17 protein-coding genes are annotated in these 19,860 nt (G+C 65.1%); 11 read left to right on the top strand and 6 right to left on the bottom strand.

What is annotated here, in order from left to right:
* From fecA to IAE38_RS17880, 3 genes are all read right to left on the bottom strand, one after another.
* Positions 1–2,325 (bottom strand): TonB-dependent Fe(3+) dicitrate receptor FecA, encoded by a 2,325-nt coding sequence (gene fecA / locus IAE38_RS17890; RefSeq protein WP_201218490.1) that lies wholly within the window; start codon positions 2,323–2,325, stop codon positions 1–3.
* 117 nt (positions 2,326–2,442) lie between these two features.
* Complete coding sequence (locus IAE38_RS17885) at positions 2,443–3,369, bottom strand: FecR domain-containing protein (protein ID WP_201164608.1); 927 nt, start codon at positions 3,367–3,369, stop codon at positions 2,443–2,445.
* On the bottom strand, positions 3,366–3,866 hold the full coding sequence (locus IAE38_RS17880) for a sigma-70 family RNA polymerase sigma factor (protein WP_028633288.1): 501 nt from the start codon (positions 3,864–3,866) through the stop codon (positions 3,366–3,368). Before IAE38_RS17880 ends, IAE38_RS17885 begins: the two co-directional genes overlap by 4 nt.
* Positions 3,867–4,040: 174 nt before the next feature.
* Here IAE38_RS17880 and IAE38_RS17875 point away from each other — a divergent pair, with 174 nt between their 5' ends.
* The 6 genes from IAE38_RS17875 to IAE38_RS17850 all read left to right on the top strand — a co-directional run bounded on the left by IAE38_RS17875 (position 4,041) and on the right by IAE38_RS17850 (position 10,313).
* Positions 4,041–4,346, top strand: a complete 306-nt coding sequence (locus IAE38_RS17875; RefSeq protein WP_201164607.1) for a DUF3649 domain-containing protein — start codon at positions 4,041–4,043, stop codon at positions 4,344–4,346.
* Complete coding sequence (locus tag IAE38_RS17870; protein WP_201218489.1) at positions 4,343–5,920, top strand: PepSY-associated TM helix domain-containing protein; 1,578 nt, start codon at positions 4,343–4,345, stop codon at positions 5,918–5,920. Before IAE38_RS17875 ends, IAE38_RS17870 begins: the two co-directional genes overlap by 4 nt.
* Entirely contained in the window at positions 5,920–6,246 is a 327-nt protein-coding gene (locus IAE38_RS17865; protein WP_028633285.1) for a DUF3325 domain-containing protein, read from the top strand. The genes IAE38_RS17870 and IAE38_RS17865 overlap by 1 nt, the downstream gene beginning before the upstream one ends.
* A 79-nt stretch (positions 6,247–6,325) precedes the next feature.
* Entirely contained in the window at positions 6,326–6,826 is a 501-nt protein-coding gene (locus tag IAE38_RS17860) for an RNA polymerase sigma factor (protein WP_236404157.1), read from the top strand.
* Entirely contained in the window at positions 6,823–7,809 is a 987-nt protein-coding gene (locus IAE38_RS17855) for a FecR family protein (RefSeq protein ID WP_201218488.1), read from the top strand. Before IAE38_RS17860 ends, IAE38_RS17855 begins: the two co-directional genes overlap by 4 nt.
* Before the next feature lie 113 nt (positions 7,810–7,922).
* Entirely contained in the window at positions 7,923–10,313 is a 2,391-nt protein-coding gene (locus tag IAE38_RS17850) for a TonB-dependent siderophore receptor (RefSeq protein ID WP_201218486.1), read from the top strand.
* Positions 10,314–10,334: 21 nt separating this feature from the next.
* Here IAE38_RS17850 and IAE38_RS17845 read toward each other — a convergent pair whose 3' ends face one another.
* Positions 10,335–11,210 (bottom strand): helix-turn-helix domain-containing protein, encoded by an 876-nt coding sequence (locus IAE38_RS17845; protein ID WP_201218485.1) that lies wholly within the window; start codon positions 11,208–11,210, stop codon positions 10,335–10,337.
* A 353-nt stretch (positions 11,211–11,563) separates the two neighbouring features.
* On the opposite strand from IAE38_RS17845, the gene IAE38_RS17840 reads away from it, so the two are divergent.
* Entirely contained in the window at positions 11,564–12,466 is a 903-nt protein-coding gene (locus IAE38_RS17840; RefSeq protein ID WP_201218484.1) for a DMT family transporter, read from the top strand.
* 9 nt (positions 12,467–12,475) lie between these two features.
* Here IAE38_RS17840 and IAE38_RS17835 read toward each other — a convergent pair whose 3' ends face one another.
* Together IAE38_RS17835 and IAE38_RS17830 are read right to left on the bottom strand one after the other, a co-directional pair.
* A complete protein-coding gene (locus IAE38_RS17835) occupies positions 12,476–13,450 on the bottom strand; it encodes a 2-hydroxyacid dehydrogenase (RefSeq protein WP_201218483.1) in 975 nt (324 codons plus the stop codon).
* A gap of 112 nt (positions 13,451–13,562) precedes the next feature.
* Positions 13,563–14,510, bottom strand: coding sequence for a LysR family transcriptional regulator (locus IAE38_RS17830; RefSeq protein WP_060483060.1), 948 nt, complete (start codon positions 14,508–14,510; stop codon positions 13,563–13,565).
* Between the two features lie 190 nt (positions 14,511–14,700).
* Between IAE38_RS17830 and IAE38_RS17825 the strand changes: the two genes are divergently transcribed.
* The 4 genes from IAE38_RS17825 to IAE38_RS17810 are packed head-to-tail and all read left to right on the top strand — an operon-like array spanning position 14,701 to position 19,459.
* Positions 14,701–16,230 (top strand): efflux transporter outer membrane subunit, encoded by a 1,530-nt coding sequence (locus IAE38_RS17825; protein ID WP_201218481.1) that lies wholly within the window; start codon positions 14,701–14,703, stop codon positions 16,228–16,230.
* Positions 16,227–18,404, top strand: a complete 2,178-nt coding sequence (locus tag IAE38_RS17820; protein WP_201218480.1) for an FUSC family protein — start codon at positions 16,227–16,229, stop codon at positions 18,402–18,404. Before IAE38_RS17825 ends, IAE38_RS17820 begins: the two co-directional genes overlap by 4 nt.
* Positions 18,394–18,594, top strand: coding sequence for a DUF1656 domain-containing protein (locus tag IAE38_RS17815; RefSeq protein WP_028633275.1), 201 nt, complete (start codon positions 18,394–18,396; stop codon positions 18,592–18,594). The genes IAE38_RS17820 and IAE38_RS17815 overlap by 11 nt, the downstream gene beginning before the upstream one ends.
* A 10-nt stretch (positions 18,595–18,604) precedes the next feature.
* Entirely contained in the window at positions 18,605–19,459 is an 855-nt protein-coding gene (locus IAE38_RS17810; RefSeq protein WP_201218479.1) for an efflux RND transporter periplasmic adaptor subunit, read from the top strand.
* Positions 19,460–19,860 lie beyond the last annotated feature (401 nt).

Genomic DNA, 19,860 nt, shown 5'->3' with positions numbered 1-19,860 from the left:
TCAGAATTCAACCGACGTCTGTACATACAAGGTGCGGGGTTCGCCCACGTACTTGCCCTTGTTGTTGTCGTCATACGAGCGCGTGTAGTACTCGCGGTTGAACAGGTTTTTCACCCCCACGGCCACCTTGAGGTTGGCCAGCTGCGCGCCAAAATCGTAGCCGGCGCGGGTGCTCACCACCCCGTAACCTGGGATGCGGCCGGTGCTGCCGTCGGCGCTCTCAGGGCCGGTGTTGGCGTTGTCGGCGTACTGCGCGCTCTGGAAGCTGCCGTCCAGGTTCAGCTGCCAGGGCCCCTGGGTGTAGCCCACGCCCAGGTTGCCTTTGTGCCGGGACGAGAAAGGCACCTGGTTGCCCTTGTTCGGCCCGTCTTCGCGAATGGTGGCGTCGACGAAAGCGTAGCTGGCATGCACGTCGAAGCCGGTCAGCGCCGGGCTCAGGCCGTCAAGGGCATAGCGGACGCTGGTTTCGATACCCTGGTGACGGGTTTCACCACGGGCGATCACCGAATCATTGGTCTGGTTGCTTTCGTACTGGTTGTCGAAATTGATCAGGAACGCGCCGATCTCAGCCTGCAGGTCGCCGCTGTCGTAGCGGGTACCCACCTCCCAGGTGCGGGCTTTCTCTGGCTTGACCTCGCCACTGTTGACCCGGTTCGGCATCTGGCTGTACTGCACGCTGCCGAACGAGCCTTCGGTGTTGGCGTACAGGTTCCAGGCGTCGGTCAGGTGGTACATCACGTTCAGCGCTGGCAAGGCGGTGTTGTAGCTGCCTTGGTAGCGTTGGCCGCTGAGGTTGTTGTTCTGGGCCGAATCGATCATTTCGTAGCGGATGCCCGGGGTGATGGTCCAGCGGCCGATGTCGATACGGTCGTCCAGGTACAGGGCGTGGGCCTCGGTGCTGCCACGGGTGTCGCGGTCGTTGCGGCTGGCGGTGCTAGGCAGCCTGCCGTTTACCGGTTCGCGGTAGCGCAGCTCGTGGCCGGCCTCGTTCACGTAGCGGTAGCCGATGCCCAGTTCATGCCAGCTGTCGCCCAGCGCCAGGCCCTGGGAAAAACGCGTTTCGATACCGCGCACCCAGTACTCGCGAGGCGACAGCGAAACGAAATTGCCTTGGTCCAGGTAGCCGCTGCGCAGGGTGTTGGTAAAGAAGCTGTTGATGCTGAACTGGCGGTCGTCCTGCTTGTAGTCATACCCCGCGTTGACCAGGGTGCGACGCCCCCAGAAGCGGTCTTTCAGGCGCGTCGACTGGTAAGGGTCGGCGTCGAAGGCTGCCTTGCTCAGGCCGCCGGGCATGTCGGCCTCGCCTTCGTAATACTGCGCCATGGCGTGAAGGCTGTTGGCTTCATCCAGTTGCAGTTTGCCTTTGACGATCAGGTCGTCAATCTGCGTGTCGCTGTGTTCACGCCAGTCGCCACCCCGGGTGCCGGAGTACAGCAGGGCACCGCCCAGGCCGTTGTCGTTGGTGCCACCGACCAGCAGGTTGGCCGTGTTCTTGAAGCCGTCGTGGCTGGACGACGGGCTGATCTGGTTCTGCATGGCCGCCTTGAACGTGGCCTGCTCTGGGATCGCGCGGGTAACGAAGTTGACGATGCCCCCGACGTTCTGCGGGCCATAGCGTACGGCCCCGCCACCGCGTACCACGTCCACGGCGTCCATGTTGCCCATGCTCAACGGCGCGAGCGACAGTTGCGGCTGGCCATAGGGCGCGAAGGGCACCGGGATGCCGTCCATCAGCACGGTCGAGCGCGACGCCAGGCGTGGGTTCAGGCCGCGGATGCCGAAGTTCAGTGCCAGGTCGTGGCTGCCAGTGCCGTTGTTGTCCGGTGCGTTCACGCCGGGCATACGGTTGAGCACCTCACGGGCCGTGGTGGCGCCGCTGCGTTCGAAGTCCTCGCGGCGTACCACATCCCGGGCGCCTGCGTGTTCGAACACATTGTCCTGGCGGGCATCGGCCAGCCAGTCACCCACCACTGTCGAAGCGCCCAGCTCCAGGGGTGCGTTGGCGGTGGTGGCGGCGACCGGTTGCAGGCTGAAGGCGTTGTCGGCCTCCTGGTGGGCGTGCAGGCCGCTGCCGCGCAGCAGCGCGTCGAGCCCCTGGCGCATGTCGTACTCGCCTTGCAGGCCTTGCGTGCGCAGGCCAGCGGTCACGTGCGAGCCAAACGAGATCAGCGCGCCACTCTCGCGGCCGAACTGGTTGAGGGCTTCTTCGAGTGCACCGGGAGCTATGTGGTAGCTACGGTTTTTAGCCTGTGCGGCGGGTACGGCCAGGCCAAGGGTGGTGGCCAACAGCATGGCGTGAACGAGCGGGCGAGGGCGCAGCAGCATGGGGCGGGTCCTGAAAAGAGTGGAGTTGCCATGTCTGTCACGCGAGGTTGGGAAAATGGCTCACTGCATGGGGGATTTTTTTGCGGCTGCTGTGCAGCCAACAGGGCACGACCGGCTTCAGCCGAGGGCAGGCTCCACTTTGACCCAGTAGCGGGTAAACCGGCGCACCCGCACAGGCAGCGCCACCTCGAGCATGTCGAGGATGCGCTCGCTGTCATTCAACGGGTAACTGCCCGACAGGCGCAGGTCTGCAACCCGGTCACTACAGCCCAGTTGGCCATGGCGATAGCGCCCCAGCTCAGCAAGGAAGTCTGCCAGGCGCATCTGCGAGGCAACCAGCATGCCTTCCACCCATGCCCCGACATTGCGGTCGAGCACGGCCTGCCCGTGCCAGGCGCCACTGAAGCGCGCCTGTTGCCCGGCCACCAGCCGCTGGCCGTCGGCATCCGCCACGCCATCGAACACGGCCACCTGGCTGTAGCCTTTGAACTGGCGCACGTTGTAGCGCCCGCTGTCCAGGCGAAGGTCGCCTTCAGCGGTACGCAACAGCAATGGCCGCGCCTGCCTGGCCACCTGCAACGCCAGCTCGCCCTCCAGCAGCCGCACCCGTCGCTGCTGCAGGTCGATCTGCACATCGGCAGCGCTGCCGGTATTGAGCTGCAAAACACTGCCATCGGCCAGCGGCAGGCGCCGGCGTTGGCCCACCGGGCTGCGGTAGTCCGCCATCAGGCCCGGCAACGGGTTGTGCTGCTGCAGGCCCAGGCCAGTAGCGCTGGCCAGCGCCGCCAGCAGCAGGGCTTTCATGGCTCGGCGCCTGGCGGGCGAAGGCGGCGCCTGCAGGGTGGCGTGCAGCACCGGGGCCGCAACGCTACGCATGCGCTGGTTGACCCGCTGGATATGTGCCCAGGCCCGCTGATGTTCCACGTCTGCCAGCAACCAGCACTCCAGTGCCCGCTGCTGCGAGTGGTCGAACGCGTCGCCCTGGGATTCCACCAACCAGTGCACGGCCTGTTCGGCTACCTGCCGTGAGAATGTCGGGTTCACAGGGCAAAGTAGCAGCGCATCGCCGCTTTGCTCAGGTAGCGTTTGACCGTGGCCAGGGAAATGCCCAGTTTGCGGGCGATCTCGCCCTGGCCCAGGCCATCGACCTGCGCCAGCAGGAATGCCTGCCGCACCAGCGGCGCCAGGCCGTCCAGCAGGCGGTCGAGCTCAAGCAGGGTGTCGAAAATGATCGCCTTGTGCTCTTCGCTCGGCGCTACCGCTTCAGGCACCTGCGCCAGTGCCTGCAGGTAAGCACGTTCGAGTTCCTGGCGGCGGTAGTGGTTGCACAATACCCGCTTGGCCACGGTAGTGAGGAATGCCCGTGGCTCGGCCAGTTGCGGTGCTTCACGCGCCTGCAGCAGCCGCACATAGGTGTCCTGCGCCAGGTCGGCGGCGCTGTGCGGGCAGCCCAGGCGGCGGCGCAACCAGGCGGTGAGCCAGCTGTGGTGGGCGTTGTACAGGCCTTCGACGGTGGATGTGAGCGCGCTTGGCACCGGCATACCTCGGCGCCGATGGCGCAACTGGTAGTAATAATTGTTCGCATTATATTTGTGCCGCGGCAGCGGTGCAATCCGTTGCCGTGCACAGCGGCCGGCGAGGGCCGACAAACGAGCTTTGCTTATGAGAATTCAAATCATTATTATTGCTCACCCGCTAACACCCGGACCCTCGCCATGACCCGCAAAACCGCCGGCATCACGCTCAGCTACCGCCTGGCCGTGGCTTCCCGCAGCCTGGCTGCGCTGCTCGGGGGTTATGCGTTGGCATCCGTGGCCAGCGTTTGTATCGCCTTGCTGGCACCCCTCGCCGCGGTCGATGCCACGCTGGTCGGGCTGATGCTGTCGTTTGTGTTCTACGTGCTGGCCTTCATCTGGTGCTTCGCCTGCCGCACGGCGTCGCAAGCCTGGTTGGGGGTGCTGGCGCCGGGTGTATTGATGGGTGTGCTGAGCGCCATTGCCTACGGGATGAAAACCCCATGAAAGAAGGTTTCCGCCAGGCCATGGCATGGTTGCACACCTGGACAGGCCTGCTGTTCGGCTGGCTGCTGTTTGCCATCTTCCTCACCGGCACCCTCACGTATTTCAAAGACGAAATCACACACTGGACCCAGCCAGAAATCCGCAGCCATGCCGTGGAACCCGCCCGGGCCCTGGACATGGCCCAGCGTTACCTGCAGGCAAATGCCGCACAGTCGAGCACCTGGTTCATCCGCATGCCCAGCGACCGCGAAGCGGCCCTGAGTGTGGGCTACCGCGACCCCAACGGCGGGCGGCGCGGCTTCGTCAGCAAGACCCTCGATACCCAGACGGGCCAGCCCGTCGAGGCACGCGACAGCCGGGGTGGCGAGTTCTTCTACCGCTTCCATTTCCAGTTGCAGATGCCGCACCCGTTTGGCCGCTGGCTGTCGACCTTCTGCGCCCTGATCATGCTGTTGGGCCTGGTCACCGGCATCATTACCCACAAGAAGATCTTCAAGGAGTTCTTCACCTTCCGCCCAGGCAAAGGCCAGCGCTCGTGGTTGGACGGGCATAACGCCATTGGCGTGCTGGTGCTGCCGTTCCACCTGATGATCAGCTACAGCAGCCTGGTGCTGTTCATGTACCTGGTGATGCCAGCGGGCATCACGGCCCACTACGGCAACGACACCGAAAAGTACTTCAATGACCTGTTCGGTGGCGATGAAACGCCGGCCGCCGCCCAGGTAGCCGCGCCGCTCACCCCGCTGCCTGCCCTGTACGCCCAGGTGCAGGCGCTGCAGCCGGGCACACGGGTGGGCAACATTCGCGTGGAAAACCCGGGCGACCGTAATGCCCGGGTCACCTTATCCCAATCGGCAGCTGACCATGTCGCCTACCGGCGCAGCGCCAACTGGACCTTCGACGGTGCCAGTGGCGCGCTGCTGGGCCAGGGCAAGCCTGAGAGCGGGGCGATGATGACAGCGTTCAGCTTTGCCGGGCTGCACATGGGCAACTTCGCCGGCCCGTGGCTGCGCTGGCTGTACTTCTTCTTCGGCCTGGCCGGCACGGCAGTGATCGGCACCGGCTTGGTGATGTGGCTGGGCAAGCGCCAGCTCAAGCACGCCAAAAGCCCGCACTTACCCATGGAATTACGGCTAGTGGAGGTGCTCAACATCGCCAGCATGAGTGGCCTGCTGCTGGCTGTGGCCAGTTTCTTCTGGGCCAACCGCTTGCTGCCAGCCACGCTCGAGGGCCGGGGGGATTGGGAGGTCAACGTGTTCTTCATCAGCTGGGGCCTGTCGCTGGTGCATGCCGTGCTGCGCAGCGGCCGACGGGCCTGGGCCGAGCAACTGGCGCTGGGGGCATTGGCCTTCGCTTTGCTGCCCCTGCTTAACGCCCTTACCACCGACCGTGGGCTGGGGAACTCGCTGCAGACCGGTGACTGGACCATGGCCGGGTTCGACCTCACGGCACTGGCCAGTGGTGTGTTCCTGGCCTGGCTGGCCAGCAAGATGCTGCGCACCCCCAAGGTGGCAGCCAAGCGTACCCCACGCGCTGCGCGCAATGCGGCCACCGAACCTGCGGAGGCAAGCTGATGCTGGGCAATGCACTGATCGCCTTCGCCGGCTTCGCAGCCCTGTGCCTGGCCATGGAAAAACACTTCAGCGACCTGCTGGGGCGCAAGCCGCGCCCCGGGCAACTGAAGGCCCTGCAGGTGGCCGGCTGGTTGCTGCTGGTGCTGTCGCTGGTGCTCAGCGTGCACCTGCGTGGCTGGGCCTACGGCTTGGTGGAGTGGGCGGCGGTGATCATGGCGGGCGTGACCTTGTGGGTGTTTGTCTTGCCGTATCAGCCCCGCCTGCTGCTGAAACTGGCCGCTGTCAGTGTGCTGATGGGGCCGTTATTGGCCCTGTTCGCCGTTTGATGCCGTGGCCCAGCCTGAAGATGAGGTACAACCCGTTGCCGACACCCTCGGCAGCCGGGTGCGCTTCACCCAGGTTTTCATGGCCCAGCGGGCACGCATGGAAGCCTTGGTCAGCCGCCGGGTGGGCTGCCGGGCCACGGCGTCAGACCTGGTCCAGGAGTTGTTCCTGCGCTTCTGGGGGCGGCCCGAAGTCAAGGTAGAAGCGCTCGATACCTACCTGCTGCGCTGCGCCGGCAACCTGGCCATCGACCACCTGCGCAGTGAAGGCAGCCGCGAGCGTGCAGCGGAAGGCGCGTTGCCTGCCGATGAGCACAGCCCGGGCCAAACCCCCGAACAGGCCCTGGAAGTGGCCCACGACCTGCAACGCATCGAGGCCGCCCTGCGGGCGCTGCCCGAACGCACTCGGCAGATCTTCCTGCTCAACCGCGTGCATGGTTGCAAGTACGGCGAGATCGCCAGCGCCATGCAACTGTCCCAGAGCGCCGTGGAAAAGCATATGATGCGCGCCCTGCAAGCGTGCAAGGCCAGTGTTGCCGAGCCCGCGTCCACTCCACGCCGGCCAGGGAGCGCCCACCGATGAGCCGTCTACCGCCGATCACCGACGCGCAGTTCCAGGCCGCCTCGCAGTGGCTGGGCCGCATCAACGAGCAGCCTGCGCAGGCCCACGGCGCCGCGTTCAGGCGCTGGCTGCTGGCAGACCCCCAGCACCCTGCAGCCTATGCCCAGGCCCAGTCGGCCTGGCACAACAGTGGGCCTGTTGCCGCCGCCCTGGCCGCTGAAGACCAGCACGCCCTGCAAGGCTACCTCGATGCCATGGCCCGGCCTGTGCCCCGGCGGCCCTGGGGGCGTCGGGTGGCCGGGCTGGCCGCTGCGGCATGCCTGGTGCTGGCGTTGGGCATGGCCGGGGGCTGGCAGCCGGGCTACTGGATTCAGGATTTGCAGGCCGACTACAGCAGCGCCGGGCAGGTGCGGCAGGTCACCTTGCCCGACCAGTCCCAGGTGACCCTGGATGCCCACAGTGCGATCGCTGTGCAGTTTGCCCAAGGTCAGCGCCGGGTGCGGTTGCTGCATGGCGCTGCGTTCTTCCAGGTGACACACACCGGCGAGCCGTTTTTGGTCGACGCCGCAGGGGGGCAGGTGCGCGTGCTGGGTACCCAGTTCGAGGTGCGCGACCAGGGTGCGGGGGCGCAGGTGACGGTACGCAGTGGTCGGGTGGCGGTAAGCCCGGCCCAAGGCGCCGCGGGCCGTGAGCTCACGGCCAACCAGCAGGTGATGTACGCCTCTGGCCAGGTCGGCAATACCGTCATGGTCAACAGCGACAACCGCCTGGCTTGGCGCGAGGGCTGGCTGAACTACTCCCAGGCGCCGCTGGCGCAGGTGCTGGACGACCTGAGGCGCTATTACCCCGGGCGAATCCTGCTGCTCGACGATGCCCTGGGGCAACGGCTGGTCAGTGGCAGCTTCCCGGTTGCCGAGCCGATGCTGGCGCTGGACTCCCTCGGCAAGGTGGTGGGCTTCGAGCGGCACACGGTGCTCGGGCGCCTGACCCTGGTCCGCCCGTAGCCGGCTGCGCAAAAAACTTTTGTGTGTGGGGTGAGGTAATCGCTCGCCGCATCCGTGTAATGAGTGGAAGTGCGATTCATTCGCAGTGATTACCCTCTCACAGGTCAGCGTTCATGAAGTTCACCTCGCGTTGCGTTCCCCTCTGGCTTGGCCTTGCCGTGCTGCCGCCGCTCACTGTCGCCCCCGTGGCCAGCGCCGCCGAGCAGTCGCAGGCCTATACCTTTGCCCAACCAGCGCAGCCGCTGGCCCAGGCCCTCAACGCGTTCAGCCGCACCACCGGCCAAAGCGTGCTCTACACCCTGGCATTGCCGGCGGTACAGGCACCGGCCTTGCAAGGCCGGTTCAGTGCCGAGCAGGCGCTGCAGCAGTTGCTCGGCAGCGCCGGCCTGGCATGGCGCCGCGTGGACGCACGCACGCTTACCGTGGAAGCGGCGGACACCTCCGGTGCCCTCAGCCTGCAGGCCACCACCGTCACTTCGCAACTGGACAGCACCAGCTACCAGCCACCGGCCACCGCATCGATCATGCGCGGGCAGGGGCCCAGCCAGGACATCCCCCAGGCCATCAACGTGGTGCCGGCGCAGGTCATCCGCGACCAGGCGCCGCGCAACCTGGACGATGCCCTGGCCAATGTCAGCGGCATCACCCAGGGCAACAACTTCGGCGGTACGGCAGACACCGTGATGAAGCGCGGCTTTGGCGACAACCGCGACGGCTCGATCATGCGCGACGGCATGCCGGTGGTGCAGGGCCGCGCCCTCAATGCCAGCACCGAGCGGGTGGAAGTGCTCAAAGGCCCGGCCTCGCTGCTGTATGGCATCCAGGACCCGGGTGGGGTGATCAACGTGGTCAGCAAACGGCCGCAACTGGAGCAGTACAACGCCCTGACCGTGCGCGGTTCCAGCTATGGCAGCGGCAAAAATGGCAGTGGCGGTGGCTTCGACAGCACCGGTGCACTGGGTGACAGCAACTTCGCCTACCGCCTGATCGCCGATCATGAAGACGAAGACTACTGGCGCAACTACGGCGTGCACCGGGAAACCTTGATAGCGCCTTCGCTGGCCTGGTTGGGCGAGGACACCCAGGTAGTGCTGGCCTACGAACACCGGGAGTTTCTCTCGCCGTTCGACCGCGGCACGGCCTTCGGCAATGATGGGCACCCGCTGAACATCCCGGCCACCCGGCGCCTGGATGAGCCCTTCAATGACATGCAGGGGCGCTCGGACCTGTACCGGCTGGAGGTGGACCACCAGCTCGCCGACGACTGGAAGCTGCACCTGGGCTACAGCTTCAACCGCGAAACCTACGACGCCAGCCAGGTGCGCGTCACCGGCATCAACACGCGCAATGGCACGCTCACCCGCAGCATCGACGGTACCCAGGGCGCCATGAGCCGCGACCAGTTCGTGACCCTTAGCCTGGCCGGCAATGTGCAACTGGCCGGCATGCAGCATGACCTGCTGTTCGGCGTGGATCACGAAGACCGCAAGATCTACCGGGCCGACCTGATCCGCCAGACCCCCAAGTCGTCGTTCAGCTACCTGAACCCGGTGTATGGGCGTGAAGTGGAGGGCACCACTGTGCGCGCCAGCGACAGCGACCAGACCGACAAGCTGCGCACCGACGCGGTATTCCTGCAGGACGCGCTGCACCTGGACGACCACTGGATCCTGGTGGCGGGTGGGCGCTTCCAGCAGTACGACCAGTACGCCGGTCGCGGCCGCCCGTTCAAGGCCAACACCGATATCAGCGGCCAGACCTGGGTGCCCCACGCCGGTATCGTCTACAAGGTGGACGAACAGCTGTCGTTCTATGGCAGCTACAGCGAGTCGTTCAAGCCCAATTCCACCATCGCGCCGCTGGCCGGCAATGTGGTGCTGGACTCAGCAATCGCGCCGGAAGAGGGCAAGTCCTGGGAACTGGGCGCCAAGCTCGATGTGCCTGGCCGCATCACCGGCACCCTGGCGCTGTTCGATATCACCAAGCGCAACGTGCTGGTGTCCAACTTCGACTCCACCACCCGCGAGACGGTGTACAGCAATGCCGGCGAAGTCAGTTCGCGTGGCGTCGAGCTCGACCTAACCGGCCAGTTGAGCGAGCGGTGGAGCCTGATCGGCAGCTACGCCTTCACCGACGCCAAGGTGACAAAAGACCCGGCCCTGGAAGGTAACCGCTTGCAGAACGTGGCCCGGCATGGGGCTTCGCTGTCGGCGGTGTACGACTTCGGCAACCTGTTCGGTGGCGACAACCTGCGGGTGGGCGCGGGGGCGCGGTATGTTGGCGAGCGCCCGGGCAACGCCACCAACACCTTTGACCTGCCGTCCTACACCGTGGCCGATGCCTTTGCCAGCTACGAAACCAGACTGGACGAGCACAAGGTGCGCCTGCAACTGAACGTGAAGAACCTGTTCGACAAGGTGTACTACAGCTCGGCGGTTAACCAGTACTTCGTCGCCCTCGGCGATGCCCGGCAGGTCAGCCTGTCCAGCACGCTGGAGTTCTAAGGCGCGCTTGCCCGCCTCGGTTCAGCGGCTGAACGCCCGCCGGTATTCGCCAGGTGTCGCCCCCAGCGCCTGGCGAAAGCGGTTGGTGAAGTGGCTGGCGCTGGCAAAGCCGCAGGCCATGGCCACGTCGCCCAGTGGCGTGTCGCCCAGGCGCAGCAGCTGGCAAGCCCGTTGCAGCCGGCGGGCCAGCAGGTACTGGTGCGGGGGGAGCCCGAAACTGGTGCGGAACATGCGCGCGAAATGGTATTCGGACAGGTTGCAGCGCACGGCCAGCTCGCCCAGGGTGAGGGGCTGGGCCAGGTGCGCCTCGATGTAGTCGATCAGCTGGCGCCGCAGGTTCGGCGCCAGCCCCCCTTTAAGCCGCAACCCATCACGCACCCCCACCTGGCTGAGCAGGGCGTGGTCCACCACTCCGTGTGCAAGGCTGCTGGCCAGCAGGCGTTCTGCAGGTTCGTCCCAACCCAGCTGTATGAGCTGGCGAAACCGCCGGGCCTGCTGCGGGTCGTCCGTGAAGGTGGCCTCCTGCAACTGCAGCTCACGCGGTTCACGGTCGAGCAGGCGCACGCAGCCCAGGGCGTACTGCGCCTCGCTCACATACAGGTGGGCGACACGAATGGTGCCATTGATCACCCAGTTTGACTCATGCCCGGCCGGGAGTATGCACAGCTTGTCCGGTGCGCCTTTGTCTGCCGGGCGCTGGCGGCGGAAGGTGCCGGTGCCATCGTCGATGTAGCACGACAAGGTGTGATGGCTGGGCGCCTGGTAGTCGCGAGCGTCGTCGCGGTTGTGCCACAGCGCAGCCGCCAAGCCGTCACCCAGGTGCGCGCTGAGTTCCAGCCGGGCATTGGGCGAGGCATGCATGGCATTGAACACGTGCAGCTGGTCGAGTGGGGTCATGGGCAATTCCTCTTGCCAGCCATCCTACTGAGCCTGGGGCAGGCTTACAGCTACCTGCGCAACAAATGCGCAAGTTTATGCAAGCCGCAATGGGCTATCCGGATGAAACTCGCATCTGGGAGATAACCCTGCTCTCGCCTTCTGTGGGAGCGGGTTTACCCGCGAAGCGGGCAGCGCAGTGTATGGCACCGGCTTTGCCGGTGTTCGCGGCTGAAGCCGCTCCCACAGTGATTGCGTCAACTTTGAGATTGGGTGGAACACAGTTGCCCCACAGTGATTGCGGCCACTTTGAGATCTCGTGCAAGGCAGCGCAATGCGGTCCCCGAATTGATCCCCACCGCCTGAGGCCCCTGATGAACCTGTCACTCTACCTGCTCACCGTCCTGATCTGGGGCACCACCTGGATCGCGCTGAAACTTCAATTGGGCGTGGTCGCCATCCCGGTATCCATCGTCTACCGCTTTGCCCTCGCCGGGCTGATCCTGTTCGCCGTGCTGTTGCTCACCCGCAAGCTGCAAGCCATGAACCGCCGTGGTCACCGGCTTTGCCTGGCCCAGGGCGTGTGCCTGTTCTGCGTCAACTTCATCTGTTTTCTTAGCGCCAGCCAATGGATCGCCAGCGGCCTCATCGCGGTGGTGTTTTCCACTGCCACGCTGTGGAACGCGCTCAACGCCCGCTTGTTCTTCGGGCAGAAGATCGCTGCCAATGTGCTCGGCGGTGGGGCGTTGGGGTTGGCCGGCCTGGGGCTGTTGTTCTGGCCGGAGCTCTCGCACCATGCCGCCAGCCGTGAAACCCTGTACGGCCTGGGCCTGGCCCTGCTGGGCACCCTGTGCTTCTCGGCAGGCAACCTGTTGTCGAGCATGCAGCAGAAGGCCGGGCTCAAGCCGATGACCACCAATGCCTGGGGCATGATGTACGGGGCCGGGATGCTGGCGGTGTTCTGCGTGCTGGCCGGCGTGCCGTTCACCCTGGACTGGAGCACGCGGTACATCGGTTCGTTGCTGTACCTGGTGGTGCCGGGTTCGGTGATCGCCTTTACGGCCTACCTCACGCTGGTCGGGCGCATGGGGCCGGAACGTGCGGCCTATTGCACGGTGCTGTTCCCCTTGGTGGCGCTGAATGTGTCGGCAGCGGTGGAGGGGTATCAGTGGACGCCGCCCGCGCTGCTGGGCCTGTTGGCGGTGATGGCAGGCAATGTGCTGGTGTTTCGCAAGCCCAGGGCCAGGGTGGCCCCGGGCGTGCCGAGGTCGGTATAGAACGGCCGGTCAGCCTTTCCACACCTGCGGGTTCACCAGGTCTTGGGGGCGCTCGCCCAGCAGGGCAGCCCGCAGGTTGTCGATGGCGCGGTTGGCCATGGCTTCGCGGGTTTCTGCCGTGGCCGAGCCAATGTGCGGCAAGGTCAGGGCATTGGGCAGTTTGAACAGCGGCGAGTCGGCCAGCGGCTCCTTCTCGTACACATCCAGCCCGGCGCCGCGAATGGTGCCGTTTTGCAGTGCCTCGACCAGCGCCGCCTCGTCCACCACCGGCCCACGGGCGATGTTGATCAGGAACGCGCTGGGCTTCATCAGCTGCAGTTCCCGTGCGCCGATCAGCTTGCGGGTGGCATCGGACAACGGCACCACGATGCAGACAAAATCGGCTTCGGCCAGCAACTGTTCCAGTCTGCGCAACTGCGCGCCCAGTTCTTGTTCCAGCGCGCTCTTGCGGCTGTTGCCTGCGTAGATCACCTGCATGTTGAAACCGAACCGGCCGCGGCGGGCAATGGCGGCACCGATGTTGCCCAGGCCGACGATGCCCAGGGTCTTGCCGTGCACGTCGCTGCCGAACTGCGCTGGCCCCACGGTTGCCTGCCAGTTGCCGGCCTTGGTCCAGGCGTCCAGTTCAGCGGTGCGCCGGGCACAGCCCATGACCAGCGAGAACCCCAGGTCGGCGGTGCTCTCGGTCAATACATCCGGGGTGTTGGTCAGGGCAATGCCGCGCTCGTTGAAATAGTCCAGGTCGTAGTTGTCGTAGCCCACCGACACACTGGACACCACCTCCAGCTTGCCTGCGCCCTCCAGCTGCGCCGGCCCCAGCTTGCGGCCCACACCGATCAGGCCATGGGCTTCAGGCAGCGCTTCGTTGAACTGGGCACTGATGTCGCCGAGCTTGGGGTTGGGCACGATCACGTTAAAGTCATGCTGCAGGCGCTCGGCCATTGCTGGCGTGATGCGGCTGAAGGCCAGGACAGTCTTTTTCATCGAAACACCCTTCGGACGGAAAGCTACAAGCTACAAGCTGCAAGCTGCAAGCTGCAAGTTGGAAGCGGCAAGGTGAAGCGTGATTGGGTTGGAGAGGGCCGCCAGGCGGCCTTTAGTTGGCGATCATGACCTGGTGGGTTTTCAGGTCGGCTTCGTGGGCGGCGAGGATTTCGGGTAGGGAGTTGCGCAGGTATTCCACCCAGGTCTTGATCTTGGCGTCCAGGTATTGGCGAGAGGGGTAGATGGCGTACAGGTTCAGTTCCTGCAGGCGGTACTCCGGCAGGATGCGCACCAGGCTGCCGTTGCGCAGGCCTTCGATGGCCGAGTAGATCGGCAGCACCCCCACGCCCATGCCGCTGCGGATGGCCGTGCGCATGGCGTCGGCGGTGTTGACCATGAACGGCGAACTGGTGACGTTGACCATCTCCTGGCCCTCCGGGCCGTCGAACAGCCATTTCTCCAGCGGGATTACCGGGCTGACCATGCGCAGGCAGGCGTGCCTGAGCAGGTCCGCGGGCTTTTGCGGCACGCCGTGGCGGGCGATGTACCCGGGTGAGGCGCACACGATGCTGTAGGTGATGCCCAGCCGTTGCGACACGAAGCCAGAGTCCGGCAGCTCCGTGGCCAGCACGATGGACACGTCATAGCCCTCGTCGAGCAGGTCGGGTACCCGGTTGGCCATGGTCAGGTCGAAGGTGACGTCCGGGTGCGACTCGCGATAGCGCGCGATGGCGTCTACCACGAAGTGCTGGCCCACCCCGGTCATCGAATGCACTTTCAGTTGCCCGGCCGGGCGGGCGTGGGCGTCACTGGCCTCGGCCTCGGCCTCTTCCACGTAGGCCAGAATCTGTTCGCAGCGCATCAGGTAGCGCTTGCCGGCTTCGGTCAGCGCAATGCGGCGGGTGGTGCGGTTGAGCAGCCGGGTTTGCAGGTGGGCCTCCAGGTTGGAAACCGCCCGCGACACGTTCGCGGTGGTGGTATCCAGCTGGCCCGCTGCGGCAGTGAAACTGCCAAGCTGGGCAACGCAACTGAACGCACGCATGTTTTGCAGGGTGTCCATGGGTCACTCTCGATGTAGAGGACAAAATTGTGTCACGAAGTCATGCGCAAGAGATGAAAATTGCCTACGACCAAAGGCGGATTATCGCTGTTTTGGTAACAAAGATTCGCAGGAAACAGCGCTTATCGCCAGTGCGGCGGCCCCCTAGAATTGCGCGGCCCCTCCACCTTTTCCTCGGGATACCGCAGCTGTGCCGCGTCGCCTCAACAGAACGCTCCATGCGTTCAGTGCCTGTGCCCTTGCCCTCTGTTTGAGTGGCTGTATCGGAACCTGGGGCATCGCCCCGCAAACCAAGACGCTGCAAGCCAACACCCTCAGCACGGATGAGGCCATACAGCAAGCCGCCAGCGACGCCCACTGGCCCGACCAGCAATGGTGGCATGCCTATGCTGACCCGCAACTGGACCACTGGATCGCCCTGGCCCTGGCCGGCAGCCCAAGCCTGGCCATGGCGGCGGCGCGAGTGCGCCAGGCCCGGGCCATGGCCGGCATCGCCGAGTCGGCAGAGCAACTGCAAGGCAATGGCCAGGCTGCACTCAAGCGCCACAACTGGCCCGAAGATCAATTCTACGGGCCTGGCGCATTGTCGGGTGCCAACACCTGGGACAACCAGGCGGCCCTTGGCCTGAGCTATGCCCTGGACCTGTGGGGGCGGGAGCGCAACACCAGCGAGCAGGCGGTGGACCAGGTGCACGTGAGCGTGGCCGAGGCCCGCCAGGCGCAGCTGGAATTGCAGCACAATGTGGTGCGCGCCTACATCCAGTTGAGCCTGCACTTTGCCCAGCGTGACATCGTCAAGGCCGAGCTTGCCCAGCAACAGCAGATTCTGGCCCTGGCCCAACGCCGCCTGGATGCCGGTATCGGCACCCACTTCGAGGTCAGCCAGGCCGAAGCGCCGTTGCCGGAAACCCATCGCCAGCTCGACAGCCTCGACGAAGCCATTGCCCTGGCACGCAACCAGCTGGCTGCCCTGGCGGGCAAGGGGCCGGGGGAGGGCGCCCAGTTGCAGCGCCCCAGCCTGGCACTGGCTGCACCCTTGAAGCTGCCCTCGACGCTGCCCGCCGAACTGGTCGGCCAGCGGCCTGATGTGGTTGCCAGCCGCTGGCAGGTGGCTGCGCAGGCGCGCGGCATCGATGTGGCCCACGCCGGCTTCTTCCCCAACGTCGACCTGGTGGGCAGCCTGGGCTTCATGGCCACCGGTGGTGGCGCGCTGGCGTTCCTCACCGGGCGCAAGTTCAACTACACCGTTGGCCCCGCCGTCACTTTGCCGGTGTTCGACGGTGGCCGCTTGCGCGCGCAACTGGGTGCCGCTTCGGCGGGCTACGACATGGCCGTGGCGCGCTATAACCAGAACGTGGTCGATGCGCTCAAGGGTGTCTCCGACCAGCTGATCCGCCGCGAGTCGATGGAGGCGCAGGCGCACTTCGCGGCCGAGTCGGTGGCGGCTGCGCAGAAAACCTACGACATCGCCACGGTAGCGTTCAAACGCGGCCTCACCGACTACCTGAACGTACTCAACGCGCAGACGTTGCTGTTCCGCCAGCAGCAGGTGCAGCAGCAGGTGCAGGCCGCGCGCCTGGTTGCCCATGCCGACCTGGTTACCGCCCTGGGCGGTGGCCTGCAGGCCGGTAGGGATGTGCCCGACGAACAGCGCCAGGCGGCGCCGAAAACCCCCGCCACCCTGGCGATCCTCAACCCCAGAAGGGGCCGCGCAGAATGAGCGCTGCCAGCTTGCCCCTGCGCTGGCTGCAACGCCTGGAGTGGCGACGAGGCTTTTTTGCCTGGGTGCGTACGGACGGCGTCACCTGGGTGTACATCTTCAAGGTGCTGGCGGCGGCCTTCATCACCCTGTGGCTGGCCATGCGCCTGGAACTGCCGCAGCCGCGCACGGCCATGATCACCGTGTTCATCGTCATGCAGCCGCAAAGCGGGCATGTGTTCGCCAAGAGCTTCTATCGGGTGCTGGGCACCCTGGCAGGTTCTGCCATGATGGTGACGCTGATGGCCATCTTCCCGCAGAACACCGAGCTGTTCCTGCCCAGCCTGGCGCTGTGGGTGGGCCTGTGCTCAGCAGGTGCCATGCGCTATCGCACCTTCCAGGCTTACGGGTTCGTGCTGGCCGGCTACACCGCCGCCATGATCGGCCTGCCAGTGCTGCAGCACCCGGACCAAGCCTTCATGGCGGCCATGTGGCGGGTGCTGGAAATTGCCCTCGGCATCCTGGTGTCCACATTCGTGAGTGCTGCGGTGCTGCCACAGTCCGCCAGCGCCGCCATGCGCAACGCCCTCTACCAGCGTTTTGGCGTGTTCGCCGCTGTAGTGGTCGAGGCGTTGCGGGGCGACAGCCAGCGCGACCGTTTTGAAAGCAGCAACGTGCGTTTCGTTGCCGAGGCGGTAGGCCTGGAGAGCCTGCGTAACGTCACCGCTTTCGAGGACCCCCACATGCGCCGGCGCAGTGGCCGCCTGGTGCGCATGAACAGCGAGTTCATGGCCATCACCACGCGCTTCAACGCCCTGCATCGCCTGATCGAACGCCTGCGTGCCCGGGGGCCGTCGCAAATTGTCGGCGCCATCGAGCCCGGCCTGCAGACCTTGGTTGAGTTGCTGCAGCCTTATGTGAACCGCGCCCTGACCGACGCCGATGCGCTGCGCCTGACCCTGGAGCTGGGGGCCTACCGAGAGGGCCTGCAGGCCCAGGTACGCAGCCTGCGCGCCGAGTACCTGGCCACCGACCCCGGTGAAGCCGACCTGCTGGATTTCCACACCGCGTTCGAGCTGCTGTACCGCTTCGTCGACGAGATGTACAGCTACGCCGAAACCCATGCGTCGCTGGCCGTGCACAAGCACGAGCGCGAGCAGTGGGACGAGCCTTACGTGGCGCAGACCAGTTGGCTGGTGTCGCTGGCCGCCGGGCTGCGGGCATCGGCGGTGCTGTTGCTGCTGGGCAGCTACTGGTTGCTGAGCGACTGGCCCAGTGGGGCCATGATGACCTTGATCGCCACGGTCACGGTGGGCCTTTCTGCGGCATCGCCCAACCCCAAGCGGCTGTCCTTCCAGATGGCCTGCGGCACGGCCATCGGCGCGGTGGTGGGCTTCTTCGAAACCTTTTTCGTGTTCCCCTGGATCGACGGCTTCCCGTTGCTGTGCATGGTATTGGCGCCGGTGTTCGTGCTGGGGGCGTTTCTGTCGTCGCGCCCGGCCTACGCTGGCTACGGTATCGGCCTGCTGGTGTTCTTCGCCATCGGTTCGGTGCCCAACAACCTGACGGTGTATGACCCGTACAGCTTCATCAACGACTACATCGCCATGGTTATCGGCATGTTCGTGTGCGCCGCCGCCGGGGCGATCATCCTGCCGCCCAACAGCCTCTGGCTGTGGAGCCGCCTGGAGCAGGCACTGCGCGAGCAAGTGCTGTTCGCCATCAGCGGCCGGCTGCGCGGCATCGGCACGGCCTTCGAAAGCCGCACCCGCGACCTGTTGCACCAGGCCTACGGCCTTGCTGCCGGCAAGCCGCAGGTGCAGAGCCAGTTGATGGGCTGGATGTTCACCGTGCTGGAAATCGGCCATGCGGTCATCGAGCTGCGCAAGGAGCAGGACCGCGCGCCGGTGCACCCGGCCTATGCCGAATCGCAGCCGTGGCGCCAGGCGATCCGGGTGATGGGGCGGGCGCTGGCAAGGCTGTTCCTGCAGCCCAATGCCAGCAACCATGAGCGGGCCCTGGTGGCGGTCGACCATGCCATTTCGCGGGTGCAGGCCACCGATGAGCCCTTCGCCCGGCACTTCGACACCTCGGTGCTGCGCCGTGCGCAAAGCTACCTGCACTTCATTCGCTCGTCTCTGCTCGACCCCCTGTCACCGCTGGCCCCGGACAAAGGTGTGCACCATGCCCCGTGAAATTGCCTTCCATGGCGTCTATATGCCCACCCTGACACTGATGTTCCTGTTTGCGCTGGGCTTGGCCTGGGGCCTGGACCGGTTCATCGCCAGCCACGATGGCTACCGTTTCTTCTGGCACCCGGCGCTGTTGCGCCTGAGCCTGTTCGTCTGCCTGTTCGGCGCCTTGGCGCTGTCGCTCTATTGGTGAGAAACCTTCAATGAAAAAGTTCTTCAGCCTGGTCGCCACTCTGTTGGTGCTGACTGCTGCGGTGGTGATCGGTCGCCAGCTGTGGCTGCACTACATGACCACGCCCTGGACCCGGGATGGCCGTGTGCGTGCCGACATCATCAACGTCGCTGCCGATGTGCCGGGGTATGTGGTGGACGTGCCGGTCAAGGATAACCAGCGGGTGAAGAAGGGCGATGTGCTGATCCAGATCGACCCGGCGCATTACCAGGTGGCGGTCGACCAGGCCAAGGCGCTGGTGGCCTCGCGCAAAGCGACGTGGGAGATGCGCAAGGTCAACGCCAGGCGCCGTGCGGACATGGACAACCTGGTCATCTCCAAGGAAAGCCGCGACGATGCGAGCAACATCGCCAGTTCGGCGCTGGCCGATTACCAGCATGCCCAGGCGCAGTTGGCGGCAGCGGAGCTGAACCTCAAGCGTACGCAGATCGTGGCGACGGTGGATGGTTATGTGACCAACCTGAATGTGCACAGGGGGGATTATGCGCGTACGGGGGAGGCGGTGATGGCGGTGGTGGATGAACACTCGTTCTGGGTGTATGGGTTTTTCGAGGAAACCAAGTTGCCGCATGTGAAAGTGGGGGACCCGGCGGAGTTGCAGATGATGAGCGGGGCGCGGTTGGAGGGGCATGTGGAGAGTATTGCCCGGGGTATCTATGACCGGGACAACCCGCAGAGCCGTGAGTTGGTGGCTGATGTGAACCCGACGTTCAACTGGGTGCGGTTGGCGCAGCGGGTGCCGGTGCGGATTCATATTGATCGTGTGCCGGAGGGTTTTTTGTTGGCGGCGGGGACTACGTGTACGGTGGTGGTGACGCCGCTGTAGTGTTGTTGATCGCCATCTCTGGGTGGGTTTTGATAGTGCGTATAGTCCATTTGCGATGGGGACGCTTATTCACCTTTTTGCTCTTACGGCGGGAAGGTGATTAAGCGCCACTTGCGTAAAGAATGTCTGCTCGGTGTATCCGGCCACGTTCTTGAAGTTTGAAGTTTGAAGTTGTTTGCTGTTCGTGGGTTTTCATGGCAAGCATAGTCCATATACGATGGTGACGCTTACTCACCTTTTCGCCCTTACGGCGAGTCACTTTTTGTCAAACGCGACAAAAAGTAACCAAAAAACGCTGCGCTCCCGTCATCCGGCCCCTACGCTGCGCTTCGGGGTTCCCTCACTACGGACTTGCTCCCGGGAGGACCGCGCCGAAGGCCCCATCCTGGGGCCTCAGCGCT

Source organism: Pseudomonas sp. S32 (assembly GCF_016648095.1).
Classification (GTDB): Bacteria; Pseudomonadota; Gammaproteobacteria; order Pseudomonadales; family Pseudomonadaceae; genus Aquipseudomonas; species Aquipseudomonas parafulva.
Note: the sequence above shows the minus strand (reverse complement) of the source record. Positions and strands in the feature narration are given on the sequence as shown.